Annotated in this window: 21 protein-coding genes; 8 read left to right on the top strand and 13 right to left on the bottom strand. The window is 57.6% G+C overall.

The genetic code is table 11. The annotated features are described in order from the left end of the window. Positions 1–63: 63 nt before the first annotated feature. The 3 genes from AC2FGC_RS15090 to AC2FGC_RS15080 are packed head-to-tail and all read right to left on the bottom strand — an operon-like array spanning position 64 to position 1,781. Entirely contained in the window at positions 64–684 is a 621-nt protein-coding gene (locus AC2FGC_RS15090; RefSeq protein ID WP_282120172.1) for a nicotinate-nucleotide adenylyltransferase, read from the bottom strand. Positions 685–716: 32 nt separating this feature from the next. Further along, on the bottom strand, positions 717–1,184 hold the full coding sequence (locus AC2FGC_RS15085; protein WP_496782741.1) for an MOSC domain-containing protein: 468 nt from the start codon (positions 1,182–1,184) through the stop codon (positions 717–719). A 12-nt stretch (positions 1,185–1,196) separates the two neighbouring features. Then, on the bottom strand, positions 1,197–1,781 hold the full coding sequence (locus AC2FGC_RS15080) for a hypothetical protein (RefSeq protein WP_496725895.1): 585 nt from the start codon (positions 1,779–1,781) through the stop codon (positions 1,197–1,199). 211 nt (positions 1,782–1,992) lie between these two features. Here AC2FGC_RS15080 and ettA point away from each other — a divergent pair, with 211 nt between their 5' ends. After that, positions 1,993–3,648 carry an energy-dependent translational throttle protein EttA gene (gene ettA / locus AC2FGC_RS15075; RefSeq protein ID WP_496773530.1) on the top strand — a complete coding sequence of 552 codons (1,656 nt, stop codon included), beginning with the start codon at positions 1,993–1,995 and terminating at the stop codon, positions 3,646–3,648. Between the two features lie 240 nt (positions 3,649–3,888). Here ettA and AC2FGC_RS15070 read toward each other — a convergent pair whose 3' ends face one another. Beyond that, positions 3,889–4,200, bottom strand: a complete 312-nt coding sequence (locus AC2FGC_RS15070) for a hypothetical protein (RefSeq protein WP_496782739.1) — start codon at positions 4,198–4,200, stop codon at positions 3,889–3,891. A 1,107-nt stretch (positions 4,201–5,307) separates the two neighbouring features. Here AC2FGC_RS15070 and AC2FGC_RS15065 point away from each other — a divergent pair. Further along, a complete protein-coding gene (locus tag AC2FGC_RS15065) occupies positions 5,308–5,514 on the top strand; it encodes a cold-shock protein (RefSeq protein ID WP_058273677.1) in 207 nt (68 codons plus the stop codon). Positions 5,515–5,692: 178 nt separating this feature from the next. Then, on the top strand, positions 5,693–6,253 hold the full coding sequence (locus tag AC2FGC_RS15060) for a L,D-transpeptidase (protein WP_058278724.1): 561 nt from the start codon (positions 5,693–5,695) through the stop codon (positions 6,251–6,253). A 5-nt stretch (positions 6,254–6,258) separates the two neighbouring features. Here AC2FGC_RS15060 and AC2FGC_RS15055 read toward each other — a convergent pair whose 3' ends face one another. Together AC2FGC_RS15055 and AC2FGC_RS15050 are read right to left on the bottom strand one after the other, a co-directional pair. After that, positions 6,259–6,873, bottom strand: a complete 615-nt coding sequence (locus AC2FGC_RS15055) for an SOS response-associated peptidase (protein ID WP_496725892.1) — start codon at positions 6,871–6,873, stop codon at positions 6,259–6,261. 4 nt (positions 6,874–6,877) lie between these two features. Beyond that, positions 6,878–7,519 carry an arylesterase gene (locus AC2FGC_RS15050; protein ID WP_496782737.1) on the bottom strand — a complete coding sequence of 214 codons (642 nt, stop codon included), beginning with the start codon at positions 7,517–7,519 and terminating at the stop codon, positions 6,878–6,880. 51 nt (positions 7,520–7,570) lie between these two features. Between AC2FGC_RS15050 and AC2FGC_RS15045 the strand changes: the two genes are divergently transcribed. Both AC2FGC_RS15045 and AC2FGC_RS15040 read left to right on the top strand, forming a co-directional pair. Continuing rightward, positions 7,571–8,266, top strand: a complete 696-nt coding sequence (locus AC2FGC_RS15045) for an ABC transporter ATP-binding protein (RefSeq protein WP_496725890.1) — start codon at positions 7,571–7,573, stop codon at positions 8,264–8,266. Next, positions 8,263–10,791, top strand: coding sequence for an ABC transporter permease (locus AC2FGC_RS15040; protein WP_496782734.1), 2,529 nt, complete (start codon positions 8,263–8,265; stop codon positions 10,789–10,791). The genes AC2FGC_RS15045 and AC2FGC_RS15040 overlap by 4 nt, the downstream gene beginning before the upstream one ends. Here AC2FGC_RS15040 and AC2FGC_RS15035 read toward each other — a convergent pair. Then, the gene (locus AC2FGC_RS15035) at positions 10,788–11,240 is read right to left on the bottom strand and encodes an RrF2 family transcriptional regulator (protein WP_496725888.1); all 453 of its coding nucleotides are present in this window, start codon (positions 11,238–11,240) and stop codon (positions 10,788–10,790) included. The two genes, AC2FGC_RS15040 and AC2FGC_RS15035, sit on opposite strands and share 4 nt — an antisense overlap. Positions 11,241–11,335: 95 nt before the next feature. Between AC2FGC_RS15035 and AC2FGC_RS15030 the strand changes: the two genes are divergently transcribed. Next, on the top strand, positions 11,336–11,905 hold the full coding sequence (locus AC2FGC_RS15030) for a gamma-glutamylcyclotransferase family protein (RefSeq protein WP_496725887.1): 570 nt from the start codon (positions 11,336–11,338) through the stop codon (positions 11,903–11,905). A 51-nt stretch (positions 11,906–11,956) separates the two neighbouring features. On the opposite strand, the gene gltX is transcribed toward AC2FGC_RS15030, so the two are convergent. Together gltX and AC2FGC_RS15020 are read right to left on the bottom strand one after the other, a co-directional pair. Then, on the bottom strand, positions 11,957–13,282 hold the full coding sequence (gene gltX, locus AC2FGC_RS15025) for a glutamate--tRNA ligase (protein WP_496782732.1): 1,326 nt from the start codon (positions 13,280–13,282) through the stop codon (positions 11,957–11,959). 60 nt (positions 13,283–13,342) lie between these two features. Beyond that, the gene (locus tag AC2FGC_RS15020; protein ID WP_496725885.1) at positions 13,343–13,777 is read right to left on the bottom strand and encodes a DUF1801 domain-containing protein; all 435 of its coding nucleotides are present in this window, start codon (positions 13,775–13,777) and stop codon (positions 13,343–13,345) included. 116 nt (positions 13,778–13,893) lie between these two features. On the opposite strand from AC2FGC_RS15020, the gene AC2FGC_RS15015 reads away from it, so the two are divergent. After that, on the top strand, positions 13,894–14,826 hold the full coding sequence (locus AC2FGC_RS15015; protein ID WP_496782730.1) for an MBL fold metallo-hydrolase: 933 nt from the start codon (positions 13,894–13,896) through the stop codon (positions 14,824–14,826). Positions 14,827–14,830: 4 nt separating this feature from the next. On the opposite strand, the gene AC2FGC_RS15010 is transcribed toward AC2FGC_RS15015, so the two are convergent. The 3 genes from AC2FGC_RS15010 to AC2FGC_RS15000 all read right to left on the bottom strand — a co-directional run bounded on the left by AC2FGC_RS15010 (position 14,831) and on the right by AC2FGC_RS15000 (position 18,542). Further along, the gene (locus AC2FGC_RS15010; RefSeq protein ID WP_496725883.1) at positions 14,831–16,159 is read right to left on the bottom strand and encodes an NAD(P)/FAD-dependent oxidoreductase; all 1,329 of its coding nucleotides are present in this window, start codon (positions 16,157–16,159) and stop codon (positions 14,831–14,833) included. A 154-nt stretch (positions 16,160–16,313) separates the two neighbouring features. After that, complete coding sequence (locus AC2FGC_RS15005; RefSeq protein ID WP_496725882.1) at positions 16,314–16,598, bottom strand: hypothetical protein; 285 nt, start codon at positions 16,596–16,598, stop codon at positions 16,314–16,316. Between the two features lie 285 nt (positions 16,599–16,883). Continuing rightward, on the bottom strand, positions 16,884–18,542 hold the full coding sequence (locus AC2FGC_RS15000; RefSeq protein WP_496782728.1) for an NAD+ synthase: 1,659 nt from the start codon (positions 18,540–18,542) through the stop codon (positions 16,884–16,886). Positions 18,543–18,689: 147 nt separating this feature from the next. On the opposite strand from AC2FGC_RS15000, the gene AC2FGC_RS14995 reads away from it, so the two are divergent. Beyond that, entirely contained in the window at positions 18,690–20,147 is a 1,458-nt protein-coding gene (locus tag AC2FGC_RS14995) for a 2-isopropylmalate synthase (RefSeq protein WP_496725880.1), read from the top strand. Between the two features lie 5 nt (positions 20,148–20,152). On the opposite strand, the gene AC2FGC_RS14990 is transcribed toward AC2FGC_RS14995, so the two are convergent. Then, complete coding sequence (locus AC2FGC_RS14990) at positions 20,153–20,818, bottom strand: SDR family NAD(P)-dependent oxidoreductase (RefSeq protein WP_496725879.1); 666 nt, start codon at positions 20,816–20,818, stop codon at positions 20,153–20,155. Between the last annotated feature and the right edge of the window lie 281 nt (positions 20,819–21,099).

The following is a 21,099-nucleotide window of genomic DNA, read 5'->3' as shown; positions in this document are numbered from 1 at the left end:
GTCGAATAAAATCTCACAGATTAAATACGCACAACCACAGATATGGATTATGCGCGCATGTGGCTATTCCGGCAACACCTCAGCGCCCCAACCTCCCCGCTCCCGGATTTGGCTGGAACTTACATCGACCATCGGTACGTTCACGAAACACCACGCGGGCGCATCGGCGCGCCCCAACAGACGCCGCGCCTGCCCATCTATGCGGTACTTGGCATAAAGCCGCGCAGCCGGGGACATCCGCGCAGAAATCCGGTCGCCGGGGCGCGCAATCACACCCACAGGCACGCTGTCCATGATCAACCGCCAATCTTTCCACTTATGGAACTGCGCCAGATTATCCGCGCCCATGATCCAGACAAACCGCACTTTGGGATAAAGACGCCGCAGTTCGGCCAACGTATCCGCCGTTGCCCTTGTCCCCGTTAACGCCTCAATGTCCGTCACTTCGACCCCGGGGTGCTGCATCAGAGTCCGCGCCGCCGCCATTCGCTGCTCAAGAGGCGCAGGACCTCGTTCCTTCAATGGGTTGCCCGGAGACACCAGCCACCACACCCGATCCAGCCCAAACGCCTTCATCGCCTCGAGCGTGACATGCACATGCCCCTGGTGCGGCGGGTCAAACGACCCACCGAACAGCCCGATGACCTGCCCGGGCCGCGCGTATGGAATGCTAAAACGATCCATGCCTTGCTGATGTTCAGAACTGGACAACGTTGTCAATCAACCGGTTGAACCTCATCGCCCAACGTGACTCGCCCCGGCCGCACCACCTCTGCGCACCACCCACCATGCCCCCGCACGGCGGAATAGCCGCCTTTGCCCAGCGCCTCCTCCATCCGGCTGCACGGCGCGCAGATAATGGTAAAACGCAGAACGGCCTCACCTACCTGCACCTCACGCCCCTTGAGCGCCGCCAGATTGATCCCTGACACCACCAGATTGCGACGCAGGATGTCCGGATTAACCGGCCCCTGCCCAAGATATGACCCAATCGCCACCAGATGCTCTTGCTGGATCAGCGTCACCGCCCGCTTGCCTGCGCGGCCCCGGTCGCCTTCAAGCCCATTGGTGGAGATCATGCCTTCCTCAACCGCGACCATCTCCGCACGACGCTCAGGTCGCAGACCGATCCAGCCAATACGGCCAGGTTTGCACCAGTTGGATATCAATACACTCAGGGACAAATAACCTCCGGTTTATCCGTTCATACATGTTTTGAATTCGGCGGATTCAGCAATCTCTTTCAGCGGCAAAAACGGAACGTCACTTTCGACAATACACTTAATATGAAGCTTGGAATCCGCTGACTGCTGCTTCCATTTAATCTGAGGATAATTAACGCTCTTTGGCAATTCCACCTTCGGTTCGATGAAAAATTCAAAGTATGCCAAATAGACTTGAGCTCTGATCTCATCACCAGTCAAAGCTACATATTTAAGCATCTGGTGCAAAAGTGACTTTTTGAGCTGTCGGTAGTCTTCGGTCAGTGCGAACTCTTCCTCGATATTTGCAAGTGATTTAATGAACTTAAAGGTAACGTAGTACCTGATATCGTGCTCTGACTTATTCGAAACCCTAAGCATAGTCAGAATACTTGCAGAAGCAAAATCACCCCCTTCGATTTGAGACGTCGACATCTGCGCCACATTGTATGTTGAGCAATAAGTTGCGTCTTTGTACGCCTTGCAGTCCGGCAAATTTTCAGCACGAGCCGCCATTGAACTGATCGCCCCGAAAGCAAAAAAAGCCATCGAAATTATCACATAACTGCTCATCTTCATTTACCAATCTCCCGTTTGGGTTGTGTGTATACAGCAAACCTTGCAGAGGGAATCCCCAACATCTTGACCCCGCTGGTCTTAACCACTCGGCGTTTCGTCCTTGCAAACTGCGCAAACAGCTTCATCCGGCCTTATTGTTCTTGATTGCCCCTAATCGAACCATCCGCTATCACCCCGCCCAACCTGATTTCCCCGACCCAGAGGACGCGACATGGCCGCCTATCAATATGTCTACCACATGCAGGGTGTCTCCAAGACCTATCCCGGTGGCAAGAAGTGCTTTGAAAACATCCACCTGAGCTTTCTGCCCGGCGTGAAAATCGGTGTTGTCGGCGTCAACGGCGCCGGCAAATCGACGCTGATGAAGATCATGGCGGGCCTCGACAAGGACTTCACAGGCGAGGCCTGGGCCGCCGAGGGCGCCAAGGTCGGCTATCTGCCGCAGGAACCGAAACTGGATGAAACCCTCAGCGTTCGTGAAAACGTCATGCTGGGCGTGGCCGAAAAGAAGGCGATCCTTGATCGCTATAACGAACTGGCGATGAACTACAGCGACGAAACTGCTGATGAGATGGCGAAGCTGCAGGACGAGATCGACAGCCAGAACCTGTGGGACCTCGACAGCCAGATCGACGTCTCGATGGAGGCGCTGCGCTGCCCGGCCGACGACGCCAACATCGCCAACCTTTCGGGCGGTGAGAAACGCCGCGTCGCGCTCTGCAAATTGCTGCTGCAGGCCCCCGACATGCTGCTGCTCGATGAACCGACCAACCACCTGGACGCCGAAACCATCGCCTGGCTGCAGCAGCACCTGATCGACTACAAGGGCACCATCCTGATCGTCACCCACGACCGCTATTTCCTGGACAGCATCACCGGCTGGATCCTTGAACTCGACCGTGGCCGGGGCCTGCCCTACGAGGGCAACTACTCCGCATGGCTGGAACAAAAGGCCAAACGGCTGGAGCAAGAGGCACGCGAGGACAAGTCCAAGCAGAAAACTCTGCAGCGAGAACTGGATTGGATGCGTCAGGGCCAAAAGGCCCGTCAGGCCAAATCCAAGGCCCGGATCAACGCCTATAACGAGCTGGCAGACCAGTCCGAACGCGAAAAGCTGACCCGCGCCCAGATCGTCATCCCCAACGGCCAGCGCCTTGGCGGCAAGGTGATCGAGGTCGAGGGCCTGTCGAAGCACATGGGCGACAAGCAACTGATCGAAGGGCTGGATTTCGCCCTGCCCCCCGGCGGAATCGTAGGCGTTATCGGCCCCAACGGTGCTGGTAAATCGACCCTGTTCAAGATGCTCACCGGTCAGGAACAGCCCGACAACGGCACCATCACGCTGGGCGACACGGTCGAGCTGTCTTATGTCGATCAGTCCCGCGACGACCTCAAGGACAACGACACCGTGTGGGAGGCGATCACCGGCGGTGCCGAGATCATCCAACTGGGTGACGCGCAGGTCAATTCCCGCGCCTACTGCTCGTCCTTCAACTTCAAGGGCGGCGACCAGCAGAAGAAGGTCTCACTGCTGTCAGGCGGTGAGCGCAACCGCGTCCACATGGCGCGCCTGCTGAAAGAGGGCGGCAACGTCCTGCTGCTCGACGAACCGACCAACGATCTGGACGTTGAAACCCTGCGTGCGTTGGAAGACGCGCTGGTCGATTTCGCCGGCTGCGCCGTGGTCATCTCACACGACCGCTTTTTCCTGGACCGTATTTGTACGCATATTCTGGCGTTCGAGGGCGATGCCCATGTGGAATGGTTCGAGGGCAACTTCGAAGACTACGAAGAGGACAAAAAGCGCCGCCTTGGACCGGATGCGCTGGAGCCCAAGCGGTTGAAACATAAGAAGTTTGCGCGATAAAAACTATGTTTGAAGCCCGGAACCAACGGATATGATTTCGGGCCTCAAATAGCCTACTTGGAGTGAGTACCGGCGTAGATATCGGTAATACGGTTTGACTGGTGTGTGCGGCTATCTTTCTTAGCTTCTCAAGACCATTTGTGAGCCTTATGCAGCCGGTCGGAGTTCTGCCTCTCACAACTAAAGTCACGTTGTCAGCGCATTCTCGATCTGTGCCTTACAACAGCCCGCGGAAATCAGTTACTTTTGCGACTGGCCGACTGGCTGTTGGTTTTCACCACTCCGTACCTGCTTCTCGTTCAGAACATCTCCAAAAAGCACAGTCAGTTCTTTTTTGTTAACCGCTCCAGAATTTCCAATTTGCGTTTTCCCGGCAAGCTCTTTGGGCACCGAATTTGCCTGCTCCGCTGATTTGAGAATATGGTCTAGGATCGACTTGAAAAACATATCTTTCACCGTGCGTGTTGGGTTTCTGGAAATTGTTTGAAACTGAACATTCGTTGCAATGTTCCGCTGCGGGCCGATCCGAGCGTGCGGTGGACGTCGGCTCAAGGACCGTATTTCCGTGAGTGGCCACCCGCAGCGGTGCAGCGTACATATGAAAGAAAGATCAAGCGCCAACGGGGAAGAAAACCGCGTTCCGCGTCATTTTTGAACAGCCAGTCAAAAAGTCTTTTTGTGATGCGGCATTGCGAACTAAAGCTCATGCCACTGCCCCTATCGTGACGTTACGGCACTATTTTTTTGATGACAATTTTGGGTGCTTCTTTTGCGGATTGTCGGGGTTCTAAACTGAGGTTCTGCAGAGGAGTGATGGGTGAAATCACCCATCCTTCGGTTCCCCAAGCTTCCCTTCGCTGACGCTGCCACTCCATTCCGGATCAACGCGACCTGCACCAATATCGCGGTGTATGGACGAATTCGGCCAATGGGTAGGGGGCTCTACAAACCCGTGTTTGACAGGATTACCCCAGCAATGTGCCATGAGATTACGATAATCTCGCTCATCACGGATCCAGTGCTCCAAAAACCTGCGTTGCCAATTCCCACGTTTCTATTCGACAATTTTCGACCCGCCCCGCGGACCGAATGCGCCGACACCCCGTACAAACCGAATTTTGGTCAACCGCCACCGTGTCGAATAATCCACATCTCCCGGCGGCAAGGTTCAATCCGCGTGCCGATGATCCGGCAATACAACAAACGCGTCACCACAAAGGCCGCGCGCAATTGCTACAACTCGCGCACTAACAAATCCGATAATCAATCGGCCAGAGACACGGTAAAAAAAGTACTTGGCTCCGGGAATGCGGATGCGGCAGCAATTGCTCATGCCGCAACCTGATCACAGACTTGGTTAGAGTTTTCTAGATGCCCACTCAGCGCACAGATCGCATGGCCTTTCCTTTTCAAAGGCCGCTGAACCAATAACCAAACCCGTCGGCGGATTCTTGTGCAAATCGGGAAACTGGCCCTCAAACCCTTGTACGAAACGCACAAAATCCCTTGTCACGCGCCCACCCCGATGCCATATCAATGGGGCTTACGTTTTTCTATTTCGACCCACTGTCACCGTTTCCGGCGCTCAGTCTATCGATACAGACAACGACGCCGGGCTGCCGCAACTCCGTGGGCAGCACAAAACAGGAGACAACGGATATGCCCACAGGCACCGTAAAATGGTTCAACACCACCAAAGGTTTTGGCTTTATCGCACCTGAAGATGGCGGCAAAGACATCTTCGTTCACATCTCGGCTGTCGAGCGTTCGGGCCTGACCGGTCTGGCCGACAACCAGAAAGTCACGTACGAGCTGCGCGCTGGTCGTGACGGCCGCGAAAGCGCCGACGATATCGCACTGGCCTAAGGCCATGAAAGGGCAGAGGTTACCTCTGCCCTTTTCACATCACGCGGGACAAAACTGCAACAGAAGTGTGTCTCTGCGATTACATCACAATACGGTTACTCTTGGCAGATGATTGACCAGATCGGTTATCATTCCGACACTGGTTTACGATTTTCCTGTTGTCCTTAAGAGAACCGATATGTTCACACGTCGCACTTTCCTTGCAGCATCTGCTGCCGCTGGCCTGACACCCGGTATTGCTTCGGCCAAGAAAAAAGCCGTTGAATACGACCCCACGCCCCAGTTCGTTCGGGTCAAGAAACAATTTCTGCCGGGGCAGCTTCTGGTCGCGCCACGGTCCTTCTACCTGTATCTCATCACCGAACCGCGCAAGGCGATCCGCTATGGGTGCGGCGTTGGCAAGGCAGGCTTGGAATTCACCGGCACAGCCACGATCGACGTCAAGAAAGAGTGGCCGACATGGCGCCCCACGAACGAGATGATCGAACGTGAACCGCTGACTTACGCCAAGTTCAAGGACAATGATTATGTTCAACCGGGCGGAGATGGAAACCCGCTGGGGGCACGCGCGCTCTACCTGTTTCAGAATGGGGTCGACACCTATTTCCGTATCCACGGCACGACGCAACCGCAAACCATCGGGCGCGCGGCCTCAAACGGATGCATTCGGATGCTGAACGCCCATGTCATCGACTTGTATGAGCGTGTACCGGTGGGAACTGTGGTCACGGTTGTCTGAGGCGGTCACGACCCGGACCAGTCGACGTCCGTCGCCTCTTCGATCTGCAACAACCCGTCCGGCCAAGGTTGCGCCAGCGCTTTGGCGTCATCCTCGGCTCCTGTGACCCATGTCTGAATGTCGGCAGGTTGTAGCAGGACGCCCATTCGATGGTGTATCGGCTCCAGATCAGCATTAGGTGGGCAGGTCACAGCTGCAAACTGGTCAACCCGCAGACCGCCCGGAGCCTGCCAACTGTCGGTGATCGCGGCGAAGAACAGAGGTGAGCCATCCGCCGAGGCGATGCGCCATGCGGTTTTTCGACGTTTTTCGCCTGTCCACTCGTACCACCCGTCGACTGGAACAACGGCTCGGCCAACGCCATCGAAGGCGGTTTTGTCAAAGACGGTTTCGGACCGGGCGTTGATTATAGTTTCCATCACAGGCCGACCGCGCGCATTGACGCGCCCAACCGGGATCATGCCCCATCGCATGGGTGTCAGGCCGTGGGCAGTCAGAACGATCAGTTCCTGACCCGGTTGAATGTTCCTTCGCGGCGGCTGTGGGTCCACGTCACACCGGACATTCAAAAACTGGGCGATCTCAGACATTGGCCGTGTCAGAAAAAATCGCCCGGGCATCTTCTCAATCCTGCTTGGTCGAGGTTTCGACCAGCTCCAGCACGTAAGGCCCAAGCGCTGCTACAATCCGCGCCACGCCTTCTTTGTTGGGGTGAATTCCGTCCGGTTGCATGAACTGCCGGACTGCGCTCGGGTCGCCGTTTGGCTGCAACCCTTCAAAAAAGCTTTCCGCAAACACAAGCTGATATGCCTTGGCCAGATCCGGGTACATCGCATCAAAGGCCTGCTTGTAATCGACCCCGTAATTCCCCGGTGCCTGCATTCCGATCAGCAACACCTCAACCTCCGCCGCCCGGGCGGAGGTTACGATTGTCTCAAGGTGCGCGCGCGAGACAGCCGGGTCGATACCGCGCAGCAGATCGTTGCCGCCCAGCGCTACGATCATCGCGTCCACGTCAGGTGTAAGCGTCCAATCCACACGGGCCGCGCCGCCGGCTGTCGTATCCCCGGAAACTCCGGCATTGATCAATTGCACGTCTGCGCCCTGATCCTTCAGCCATTGATCCAACTGTGGTACGAACCCGTCCTGTTCCGGCAGCCCGTATCCTTGTGTCAGCGAGTCCCCGAGGGCCGCGATGACCAACGGTTCCGCTGTGGCGGCAAAGCCGCAACACGCAAACAGTAAAGCCATCAGAGCCTTGCGCATTTTTTGAACAACTCCATATCCCAAAATGACCGTCTCCTTTTGGAAGTACTTATGACGACACCAGTTCTTTCGCTCCAAAATGCCACCTTGTCGCTGGATGGCAATGCCGGCCGGGTCAATATCCTGCACGATATTACCCTGACCGTCGCCAAAGGCGAAACGCTTGGGCTTGTCGGACCGTCCGGGTCCGGCAAATCCTCGCTGTTGATGCTGATGGGCGGGTTGGAACAGGCAAGCGCGGGCAAGATCACAGCCCTTGGCCAGGATCTGACTGGCATGGATGAGGATTCTCTGGCCCGTTTCAGACGCAATGCGATGGGGGTCGTCTTTCAGAACTTTCATCTGATCCCAACAATGACCGCCCTGGAAAATGTGGCCACGCCGCTGGAATTGGCCGGACACAAGGATGCGTTTCAACGCGCTGCGGCAGAACTTGACGCGGTTGGCCTGTCGCACCGCCGCGATCATTATCCGGCGCAATTGTCGGGCGGCGAACAACAACGCGTTGCGCTGGCCCGGGCCGCCGCGCCGCGTCCGCAAATTTTGCTGGCGGATGAACCGACAGGAAATCTGGACGAAACGAACGGCGCGGCTATCGTCGATTTGTTGTTCGGCCTGCGCGACAAACACGGCGCCACTCTGGTGCTTGTAACCCACAGTCATAGTCTGGCGCGCAAGTGCGATCGGGTTGTACGCTTGCGCGACGGGCGAATTTCGGAAGACAGCCAGCAAAAGGCTGCGGAATGAGCTTTCGGCTGGCCGGGCGTCTGGCACGCCGTGAACTTCGGGGCGGGCTGCATGGGTTTCGCGTTTTCCTCGCGTGTCTTGCGCTGGGTGTCGCCGCAATCGCAGCAGTTGGATCGGTGCGCCACGCGATCCAAGCTGGCTTGGCCGAAGAAGGCGCGGCCCTGTTGGGCGGGGATGCGCAACTGGAATTCACCTACCGATTTGCCACAGATGACGAACGCGCCTGGATGGACCAGACCGGGACAGCTGTCTCTGAAGTGGTCGATTTTCGTTCAATGGCCGTTGCTTATCAGGGCGCTGAAACGCAACGCGCGCTGACACAGGTTAAATCAGTCGACGACACCTACCCGTTATTGGGGTCTCCGGTTTTGAAGCCTGCAATGCCGCTGTCGGCGGCTTTAGGGACACATCAAGGTCTTCCCGGCGCGGTAATGGATCCGTCGCTGATTGACCGGTTGGATCTTTCCGTCGGAGATCGCTTTGCACTGGGGACGCAAGAATTCATCCTGACCGCCGCATTGATCCATGAACCGGACGGGGCGGCAGATGGCTTTGGTCTGGGCCCTCGCACGCTGGTGCGGACCGAAGATTTGCAAGCATCCGGCCTGTTGGCCCCGGGAACCCTGTTTTCCACCAAATACCGCCTGGCCCTGCCATCAGGAACCGAGCTGCAAGATCTAGCGGTAGAAGCGCGCCAGAATTTTGAGGGCACCGGTATGCGATGGACTGATGCTCGCAACGGTGCGCCCGGTATTGCCGAGTTTGTCGGGCGGCTCAGCGCATTTCTGGTTCTGGTCGGGTTATCAGGCCTTGCAGTCGGCGGCATCGGAGTTTCCGCAGCCGTGCGCGCCTATCTGTCCCAAAAGACAGAGACCATCGCGACACTGCGCACACTGGGCGCTGACAAGGCGACAATATTCCAAACTTATATGATCCAGATCGGTGTCCTGTCCGGGATCGGCATCTTGCTGGGCCTTGCCTTGGGCGGGTTGCTGCCGCTGCTGCTGGCCCCCTTGATTGAAGCCCGGTTGCCTGTACCCGCGGTTTTCTCATTTTATCCGGCACCGCTTGCCGAAGCAGCGTTGTACGGTTTACTGACGGCCTTTCTGTTCACGCTCTGGCCCCTTGCCCGCACCGAAGACGTCCGCGCAGCGACCCTGTTTCGGGATGCTCTGACCTCGGCACGTGCGGTTCCACGAGGGGTGTACCTCATCGCAACTGGTTCCGGCCTCGCGCTGCTGATCGCGTCAGCTGCCTGGTTCAGCGGCTCGGCGCGCCTGACGTTCTGGACCGCCGGAGGGTTGGTGGGCGCGTTGCTGCTGCTGTCCGCTGCGGCCTATGCGGTGCGCCGGCTGGCTCGGCTTAGCGCCCCATCAGCGCGCAGGCGTCCGGCCCTTCGGTGGGCCTTGTCGGCCATTTCCGACCCTCGCGAGGGCGCTGCATCCGTTGTACTGTCTCTGGGTCTTGGGCTTTCGGTTCTGGCGGCCGTTGGGCAGATCGACGGCACCTTGCGCAATGCAATTTCCGGCAACTTGCCGGACGTTGCCCCGTCTTACTTTTTCGTCGACATCCAGAAGGACCAAATGCCGGGTTTTAACGACAGGTTAACCACCGACCCCGGCGTCAGCCGGATCGAAAGCGCACCGATGCTGCGCGGGATCATGACGCAGATCAACGACAAGCCCGCCCGCGAAGTGGCAGGCGATCATTGGGTACTGGATGGCGACCGGGGCATCACCTATTCCGTCCGGCCACCTGATAACGCGCGCATAACCTCGGGCGAATGGTGGGCCGAAGACTATACCGGTACCCCGCAGGTGAGTTTCGCAGCTGAAGAGGCGGAAGAAATGGGCCTTAAACTCGGCGACCAATTGACCGTGAATATTTTGGGCCGGGACATTACCGCAGAACTTACATCAACGCGCGAGGTTGATTTCTCAAACGCAGGTATGGGCTTTATCATGTCCATGAATCCATCGGCCCTTGCAGGTGCCCCGCACAGCTTTATCGCGACGGTCTACGCCGAAGAACAGGCCGAAACTGCAATTCTGCGCGATTTGGCCGGGACGTTCCCCAACATAACGGCGATCCGCGTTCGCGATGCGATTGATCGGGTCTCGGGCCTGCTGGCAGGCATCGCAGCGGCGACGTCTTACGGCGCAGGGATTTCCCTTCTGACCGGTTTTTTGGTCCTCATCGGTGCTGCCGCGGCTGGGGAACCCGCGCGCCGATATGAGGCCGCGATCCTCAAAACACTGGGCGCGGACCGGCGGCGCATCCTGTTCAGCTTTGCCCTGCGCGCCGCGCTGTTGGGCGCGGCTGCTGGTGGCGTTGCGCTACTGACCGGCATCCTAGGTGGGTGGGCCGTTGCCACCTATATTTTCGACACGAAATTCTCGGTGATCTGGCCGTCTGCAATCGGAATTGTTCTGGCTGGCATCATCGTGACACTTGGCGCGGGGCTGATCTTTGCCCTGCGTCCTCTGGCCGTCCGCCCGGCCCGCATCCTGCGTGCCAGCGATTAACCTGCGCGCGCGCAGGCAACCGGTTGCAGAATCTGCAGCAAAGGATCGTTGTCGCAGATCAGGGCGTCCAGCGTAATCTCGTCCAGTGAGGCATAGAAGACCTCAGCCGCGTCCTGAAGCGCCATCCGCAATCGACATGCATCCGTCAATGGGCAGGTGTTGTCGGCATCCGCAAAACACTCGGCCAGCGGCAGGTTGCCTTCGACATCACGAAACACCGATCCGATCCGAATCTGTTCGGCCGGCCGAGCTAGTACCATACCGCCGTTACGACCGCGCTGAGTGCTTAGATAGTCCAACTGGCTGAGCTGATTGATGACCTGTGCCAGATGGTTCTCCGAGATATTGCACACTTCGGCAATCTCGGACTTGGTGACCAGCCTGTCCTGATGCGCTGCACAATACATCAGCAGCCGCACCGCAATGTTCGTCCGTTTGGTTATCCGCATCGTGACCTCCCAAATTTCAAGATGCAGACTTATTGCATGTCCGGCATAAAAGCGGTTTGACATACATCAATCGTCAGGAAAGGACACGCAGGCCCATGGCAGATCCCTATTTCTTTGGCTACGGCAGCCTTGTGAATCTGTCGACTCATGACTTTCCCGATCCGCATCCTGCCCGTCTCAAAGGCTGGCGGCGCGCTTGGCGGCATACTGACCTGCGACCGGTCGCCTTTCTGACTGCGGTACCAGACCGCGCGTCCGAGATCGAAGGCATGATTGCGCATGTGCCGAAAAATGATTGGATCGCGCTAGACGAACGGGAGTGGGCCTATAGCCGAATTCCCGCTACACAATCCGTCACGCACCCGATAAAGCACGAGGTCGAGATTGCCGTCTACGCTGTGTCTCCTGACCGGCACAGCGCTCCAAGCAATCACCACCCATTGCTACTGAGTTACATTGATGTGGTCGTGCAGGGATACCTGCGCGCATTTGGTGAAGAGGGTGCAGATCGTTTCTTTGCCACCACAGATGGATGGGATGCACCAATCCTGAACGACCGGGCCGAGCCCCGATACCCGCGCCATCAGCAATTGAAATCGGTTGAGACAAAATTCGTGGATGACCGTCTCAGCCGTCTTTCAGCCCGAATTGTGCAGAACGCATAGAAAAAGGCGGGATCGAATGATCCCGCCTCTCTTCATTCTATTACAAAACGCTCAGGCTTTTGCGCGAATAACCTGCAGTAGCGGCAGCAGCGTGGCCATCTCAGGCCCACGCTCCATGCCGGTCAGCGCTTTTCGCAATGGCATGAACAGGCCTTTGCCCTTACGCCCGGTCGCCTCTTTTACTGTGCTGGTCCATTTGCCCCAGGTTTCGCCATCGAACGAACCTTCGGGCAGCAGCGCCATAGCCTCGGCGATAAACTCACGGTCCTCATCCGCGATCAGCGGCTCAGCCCCATCGCGACACAGTTCCCACCAGCCCTTGAGATCAGCCAAAGTGGTGATGTTCTCGCGTGCCATCGCCCAGAAGGGTTCGGCCAGATCGGCTGGAACACCAGCATCAGCCACGGCCTCGGCCACGTCGGCCAAAGGCAGGGACTGCAGATGCTTTGCCGTCAGCGGGAACAGGTCCTGCACATCGAACTTGGTCGACGCGGCCCCAAAACGGTTCACATCGAAACCTTCAATCAATTCCGCCATTTCAGAGCGCAGCTCAACCGGGTCGGAGGAGCCCAGACGCGCCATCAGGCTCAGCAACGCCATCGGCTGCACGCCCTGTTCACGCAGATCACGCAGAGCAAGCGTGCCAAGTCGCTTCGACAGGGCCTCTCCTTGCGGACCGGTCAACAGCGAATGGTGCGCAAAACGCGGGCAGGTGCCGCCTAGCGCCTCGATGATCTGAATCTGGGTCGCGGTGTTGGTCACATGGTCCGAGCCACGCACCACATCGGTGACGCCCATTTCGGTGTCATCCACCACAGACGCAATCGTGTAGAGAACCTGACCGTCGCCACGGATCAGAACCGGATCGGACACCGATGCCGCATCGATCGAGATGTCGCCCAGAATGCCGTCATTCCACTCGATCCGCTCGTGATCCAGCTTGAAGCGCCAGACGCCGCTGCCGCGCTCGGCCCGCAGCGCTTCTTTCTCAGCATCGCTGAGGTTCAGCGCCGCGCGGTCATAGACCGGCGGCTTGCCCATGTTCAGTTGCTTCTTACGCTTGAGGTCCAGCTCGGTGGGCGTCTCGAATGCCTCATAGAACCGGCCCATCTCGCGCAACTTGTCTGCGGCTTCGGCATAACGGTCCAGACGATCCGACTGACGCTCAACCCGGTCCCAGTGCAGGCCCAGCCACTCCATATCCTGCTTGATCGCATCGACATATTCTTCCTTCGACCGCTCAGGATCGGTGTCATCGATGCGCAGGATGAACGTACCGCCGACCTTGCGTGCGATCAGATAGTTCATCAGGGCGGTGCGCAGGTTGCCCACGTGGATGTAACCGGTGGGCGACGGGGCAAAACGGGTGGTTGTCATAGGTGTCTCCTGTTGGCGCGGCTCATGTCACAGGATTGGTCGATTGTCCAGCAAAGGCGTTCAGGTCGGTTGGACCGGCCAGTGCTGATTCAAGTCCTTTAGCCCGGCGCAGATCAGTTCAGACAGAACATTCGTGTTAATATCCGCCAGCTTGTTCACATAGAGACAGGACTTGCCCAGCTTGTGTTTACCCAGTCTGGATAGAATATCCCCGAAATCCGCGTAGCCGGGCATGATGTAGATCGACAGAGCCGTTTTGCGCGGGGAAAACCCGGTTGCCAGAAACTCTCCTTCGCGCCCGGACTTGTAGCGATAATGGTAACGACCATAGCCCACAATCGACGCCCCCCACATAACGGGTTCAAACCCGGTCGCGTGCCGAAAGAGGGCATCCAACGCCCGGGCATCATCTGCCTTCTTCGCCGGTTGAACAGCCGCCAAAAAGCCCTCGACGCTTTGCCCTGTGGGGGCAGTTTTATTCCCAGATCGCGCCATAAACAAAAATTAACACGTAATGTTCATCCACGCAGCCCATTTGAAAAGGGTATACACTGGCAAGAGACTCGCGCCGATCTAATTCACCTATTGGTGTTCTGACAGGGAGAACCAACATGACCATCAAATTGACACGCCGCGCAGCACTGGGATCAGCGGCAGCTTTACCTTTTGCCGCAGCCGCCGCACCGGTTCTGGCAGCCGGAGCCGAGACCAAGGCAAATTCTACCATCGCCAAATCGTTCACTTTGGGCGATTTCACCGTCACGACGTTGCTGGACGGCAGCCTGCCCCGTGACGGAGCGCAAGAGATATTTGGCGGCGGGGCATCTGATGAAGACTTTGCAAAGGTCTCAGCAGACAATTTCATCTCACCAGATGTCGCGCAATTCTTCTTTACCCCGACTTTGGTCAATACCGGGTCAGAGTTGGTCTTGTTCGACACAGGGCTGGGCCAAGGTGGTATTCAAGCGGCACTGGCTGATGCGGGTGTTACCCCGGATCAAATCAATGTCGTCGTCATCACCCATATGCATCCCGACCATATCGGCGGCATGACAACAAATGACGCGCCGACATTCCCGAACGCGCGCTATGTTACATCCTCTCCGGAATATGACTTCTGGGCGGCGCAGGACGCAGGCAATCGTGTCGGGGATCTGGTCGCTGCCAAGGTCACGCCATTGGTCGAGAAGATGACCTTTGTTGAAAATGGCGGCGAAGTCTCGTCGGGCATCACTGCTGTTGCAGCTTATGGCCATACGCCTGGTCATACGGTCTATCATCTGGAAAGCAATGGGCAGCGTCTGGTTCTGACGGCCGATCTGGCCAACCACTACGTCTGGTCCTTTGCCCACCCCGAGTGGGAGGTTCGCTTTGACATGGATAAGGCCGCAGCCACGGCGTCGCGCCGCGACGTGCTGGGCATGCTGGCCGCCGACAAAGTTCCGATGATCGGCTATCACATGCCATTTCCGGCGGCTGGCTTCGTTGAACCCCGTGGCGATGGGTTCCGCTTTGTGCCGGTCAGCTATCAGATGATGGGATAGTACCCTAGTATCCCGGGTCCGGCCGCACCTTTGAACCATCCGTAAATCGGGACAGGCGAAAGGCGGCCGGATCAACGCATGGCGTGGTTTCACAAACCAGATCAGCCATTAAACGCCCCGCTCCGGGGCCGATCCCAAATCCATGACCTGAAAACCCCGTGGCGATGAACATCCCTGGCATGGTATCGACTGAGGATATTACCGGAATGGCGTCCGGGGTGACGTCGATCAAACCTGCCCAGCTTTGAATGATCTCTGCCTGCTCCAATACCGGGAACCCTTTACGCGCGCGTGCCCATGTCTGCCTGAGGACCTTGGCAGAGGGCTCAGGGTCTAGCACCCGGCAATGTTCGAATGGCGTGACGTCGGTGTGCAACCATGATCGGTCCTCGCCCGCCTCTGCCGCCCAGCGCTTGGAAAGCCTGAACCGCAGGGATCGCCACTCCTGCCGGAACGCCGGAACAAACTGCATTGCAAGCCGAAAACTGTCCGGGACAATATCCACGGTGTTCTCGTGCCCGGACGCAATTGTATAGCCGCCATCGGCCCTTTTTCGCATCGCAAAGTCATCTGACCATATTGCCGTTTCCGGCCCATCCACCGGGGATGTGCGTAAGACCGTGTTGAGAACCTTAAGCTGTGGCAGGTCAATCCCCGCATTTCCCGCAAAAAGGCGCGACCACGCACCCCCGGCCAGAACCACTCGCGCACAGGCCACCCGACCACGCTCAGTAAACACACCCGAGACATGACCGTTCTCAACATCCACGCTGCGCACAGCGCAGTTGGTCATCAGGCACGCCCCTTTGTCACGTGCGCCTTCAGCGATCGCAGGGGCGGCCCATTGCGGCTCGGCTCGTCCATCCCTTGGCATGTGCAGGGCAACTTTCAGGCCCGATTGATTGTCGGGCAGTAAGCCATCCAGTTCAGCACCCGAAACCATCTGAGCGCCAGTTTGCAAACCTTCAACATGGCGCATCCAGCGTCCAAGATTTGCATGATCCCGTTTCCCCGATGCGCCAAAAAGGATGCCGGAACACGTAAAACCGGTTTGGCGTCCGGTGCGTTGATCCAGGCCCTGCCAGATCTGCTGCGCCTCTAACATGAGCGGGATTTCCCGGGGGTCTCGCAGCCCCAATCGCACCCATCCCCAGTTTCGCGAACTTTGTTCGCCCGCGATATGGCCTTTTTCGCACAGCAAAACCGACGCGCCCCGCTCTGATAGCTCTAGAGCCGTTGATGCGCCGATGATTCCGCCGCCTATGACCACAACGTCAACAGACTTGGGCAGATGCAGATCGGGTTCTACAGGAGTTGGTTTTGGACCGGGCATCCGCCGCTCTTACTTCATTGCTCGGACCGCAATGAATGCGCGGTATCAGACAATAGGCAACATGTCGCCTGACGCGCCGATCACAATTTTCAGAAGCTGTGGTTATAGTGCCAGAATGATCTCTGGCACTGTTCAGTTCAGCGGGCTCGGGCCGTCAAGCAGCGCCGCAGAGTTCCGCCCATTTCTGACGCAATGTGGCTGTAAGCCCAGCATCGTTGTCGGCAGAGTCTTCGGACATGCTTTCTTGTGAAAGCAGTTCAGGAAGAATCGAAAAAGCCACTGATTGCCCTGGTGCCGTTTTCTGCTCTGGCGGCGTCTCAGCCCCCAAGAGGTCGGCAATGGCAGAATCGACCTGATCTTCGTCTATTTCATGACCCTCAGATTCCATCGAACGCCAAGGAAGCGGCGAGTGGAGTGGTCTATCGTATTGCTCACGCATTTTCACACCAAATCGTTAACACAGACACGCAATTCACGATGCGTAACAAACAAACCTCGATCATAAACATCGAGACACTTAAGAATGCGCCGCATCTACCCCACATGAGGCGGCAATTAAGCTAAAATGTGTCAGAAAAATGTCCTGATTTCAAGCGTGTTAAACGGCCTAAGCCGAATCTAGATATGCACTGTCCCCACCACAGGGACAATGAATAAAAGCGTGCCCTCAAGCACCCTTTTTGGGAAACGATCGGAGACTTAAGAAAATACGCGTGGTTTCAGCTCAAGACCGGTCACGCCAACGATTCACAATCGGGTATCTGCGGTCCAGCCAGAAGGCTCGCTTGGTCAAGCGCGTACCTGGCGCGGACTGAAACCGCTTGTATTCGCTGATATAGATCAGATGCTCTACGCGGCGGGCCACACCTGCTTCGAATCCTGCCGCTTCGCAATCAGCGATCGAGCCATCGCGGTCGACCAGGATTTCCAGGATCGCGTCCAGTTCCGGGTAGTCCGGCAGGCTGTCACTGTCTTTCTGGTCTTCGCGCAGCTCAGCACTGGGGGGTTTATCAATGACCGACGGTCGGATCACCTCACCTTCGGGGCCCATCATCCAGTCACGGTGATTGGCATTGCGCCAGCGGCATGTTTCGAACACGCGCGTTTTATACAGATCCTTGATCGGGTTATAACCGCCATTCATGTCGCCATAGATGGTCGCATAACCCACTGCTACCTCGGACTTGTTGCCCGTGGTTAGCAGCATTTCACCAAACTTGTTTGAGATCGCCATCAGCAGCAAACCGCGCAGGCGGGATTGGACGTTTTCCTCGGTCAAATCCGCCTCGCGCCCTGCAAACAACGGGGCCAGAGTGTCTGTTACCGCCGCCCGACTGTCCGAAATCGGAACATAGTCGTAATGCACGCCCAGCGCCTTGGCGACGGCTTCGGCGTCATCCAGCGAGGCCTGGCTGGTGTATTCCGACGGCAGCATCACGCAACGGACGTTTTCCGCACCGATTGCGTCAACGGCAATTGCCGCGACCAACGCCGAGTCCACTCCACCCGACAGCCCCAACAACGCCTTTTTGAACCCGGTCTTGCCCATGTAATCGCGCAGGGATTGGACCATAGCGCGATAGTCCTGCTCCCATTCATCCGGCTGCGGCACAACTTCAGCAGGCACAATACGCCAACCTTCATCACCGCGCTCCAAATCGACATGTGTTACGGCCTCATCGAAGACCGGCATTCGAAAGGCCAGTTCTCCGCCCGGATTCAGGCCGAAAGTCGCGCCATCAAAGACCTGATCGTCCTGACCGCCCACCATGTTCAGATAGATCAGCGGTAAACCGGTCTCGACCACACGGGCGACCATATGGTTCAGGCGCACATCATATTTGTTGCGGAAGTAAGGTGAACCATTGGGGATCAGCAGAAACTCGGCCCCGGTCTCTTCCAGTGTTTCCGAAACATCCGGGTGCCAGCTGTCTTCGCAAATCGGGCTACCGATCCGCGAGTTGCCAACCGAGTACGGCCCCCCCAACGGGCCCGCGTCGTACAGGCGTACCTCGTCGAACACGGTTTCATTCGGCAGGTGATGTTTCAGCACCTTGCTGCCGATGCGACCCCCTTTGAGGATCAAGTAGGCGTTGAAAAGTTTACCGTTTTCCGTCCACGGACCACCGATTGCTATGGCGGGTCCATCGGCACATTGCGCAGCCAGCGACTGAACCGCCGCCATGGCCGCTTGATGGAACACCGGCTTCATCACCAGGTCCTGGGTGTTGTAACCGGTAATGAACATTTCGGGGAAAGCCACAAGGTCGGCACCAGCTTCGCGCCCCTGCTCCCACGCCGCAAGCGCTTTGTCCAAATTGCCTTGGATGTCCCCAACAACGGGATTGAGTTGTGCCAGAGTAATGCGGAAACGGTTGGCCATGCTGCCCTCTTGCCCTCGTCAGTCCTAATGCCATTTAGCAGATCGCACCGCGAGTGAAAGTCAAATGCGGCAAAACACGTTGCTCTGTCCGCACGGGTATCTTAGTTTTGCTTTAAAACGTGACAACCGGGCAAGGCAGGAAAAACCATGAACGCTATCCGCATTTCTTTGGCCGCCACGGCGATGGCTTTGCTGGCCGCATCCGCCTTTGCGCAGGACGGGCAGGTCATCGTTGCGGATGATGATGTTGGCGGCGTGTACGAGGGCACATTCCTGAACGGCCTGCGCCATGGCGAAGGCACTTACCGCCTGCCAAACGGGTTCGAATATGTCGGCGAATGGGTCGAAGGCGAAATTCAGGGCAAAGGCATAGCGCGCTATGTCAACGGCTCGGTCTACGAGGGGATGTTCGCGAAGGGGCAACCCGAGGGGCAGGGCAAGATCATCTACCCCGACGGAGGCAGCTATGAGGGGGATTGGGCCGAAGGGTCGATCAACGGAACCGGAGTTGCAATATACACCAACGGCGTCCGATACGAAGGCAGCTTCAGCGACGCCCGCTATCACGGCAAAGGCGTTCTGACCGACCCCAGCGGTTACGTCTACGATGGCGACTGGAAGGATGGCGTCAAGCACGGCGAGGGCAAGATCACCTCGACGCAAGGCAGCGTCTATGAAGGGCAAATCAACAACGGATTGCGCGATGGCCAGGGTACTCTGACCGTTCCGGATGGCATGACATATACCGGTGATTGGTCTCAGGACCGCATGACCGGCAAGGGCCGCTTGTTGCAGGCCAATGGCGACCTTTACGAGGGCGATCTGGTTGATGGCCGCCGTCAGGGCAATGGCAAGGCCACCTATGCCAACGGTGCGACTTATGAGGGCGAATATGCCGATGACCGCCGCCACGGAAAAGGACGCTTTCTTGGGACCGACGGGTTTGATTACACCGGCGAATGGGTGGACGGCCAGATCGAAGGACTGGGTGAGGTCACCTATCCTGATGGCGCGACCTATACCGGTGATTTCAGCGCAGATCTGCCGCATGGCAAAGGCGTTCAGACTTATCCGGATGGCACCGTCTATGACGGCGAATGGACGGCTGGCATCTTTGAGGGCAACGGCAAGGCCACGTATCCCAACGGTGTTGTTTACCAGGGACAGTTCAAGAATGGCCTGAGCCATGGCACGGGCGTTCTGACATTCGCAAACGGGTATCGCTACGAAGGCGACTGGGTAGATGGCGCGCGTCAGGGCAAAGGCAAGGCGACATTTCCGGACGGAACGTCCTATGAAGGCGATTTCCAAGACGGTCAGCGTCACGGCGAGGGAACTATAAAAACCCCACGCGGTTTCAGCTATACCGGCGGCTGGGCCGAAGGCAAAATCAGTGGCCAGGGTGTGGCAACCTATGCCACCGGCGACGTGTACGAAGGCACCTTTCTGGATAACAAACGCCACGGCAATGGCACGATGCGTTATGCCAACGGCCTGGAAGAAACCGGCGTTTGGGAAAACGGCGTCCTACCCAGTGAGAACGTAAGCGCGCCCGACGCGACGGATACCGAAACCGAGCCTGATACATCCGCCTCTGACGGGTAATCAATCTACCAGGGCACTGGCTTTCCCGCCCAGTCAAAAAAACCACCCGTATCAGCCGCATTTAACGCGGCTGATACGGATAGCAGGTTCCGGGCGGCCTCATCAGGCGTAACCGCAGGGTGCCGCCCAACATATTTCCGGGTGAATGCTGTCGTGACCGTACCGGGGTGCAAGGCGACACAGATCGCCTGTTTATGGCTCCGGGCAAGCTCGATCGCGGATGTGCGGACAATCTGGTTCAGCGCCGCCTTGGACGTCCGATAACTGATCCATCCACCAAGTCGGTTGTCACCAATCGACCCCACTCGCGCAGACAACACGGCGAAGACGGCGCGCCGGTCGCGCGGCAGCAAGCGCGCGGCATGCGCAAGAACTAACGCAGGTCCGACCGCATTCAGCGCGAACTGATCCATCATCGCCGGAGCGGATAGCAGTCTGATGGTTTTCTCGGGGGTGGCACCATTAACCTCAAGAGCGCCAGCCGCGACCAGGATCAGGTCGAACGGACCGGAAACGCCCGCCAGCGTCCGATCTACGATCTCGGGGTCGGTCAAATCAAATCCGTCCTGTGACCGGGACAATGTGGTGACGTCGACCGACTGTTGCCGAAGCCGGTTGGCAATTGCACCTCCGATCCCACCCGAGGCGCCGATGATAAGTGCTGTTTCCATGCGGGTTGAACTAGCCGTCGGCAATGCGTGATCAACACATGTGGGAAAAAAGAAATCTCTTCATATGCCGGAGGAAAATTCGTTCTTTTCATTCCCGCCGCGCGATGTATAACCTCAACCCCATGATCAACCGCGCAGATATCCTGATTGCCGACACCGCCCTTCGCGGTGCGTCTCTGCGTGGCCTACTGATCCTAATCCGCCTCTGAGCGTGCCATCCGGCGCGCCCGCTCAGAGGAGGACGCCCGCGCGCCATAGGCTTTAGGACAGACAAGAAAGAG

The sequence above is a fragment of the Ruegeria sp. CDSC054 genome (assembly GCF_059610645.1).
Note: the sequence above shows the minus strand (reverse complement) of the source record. Positions and strands in the feature narration are given on the sequence as shown.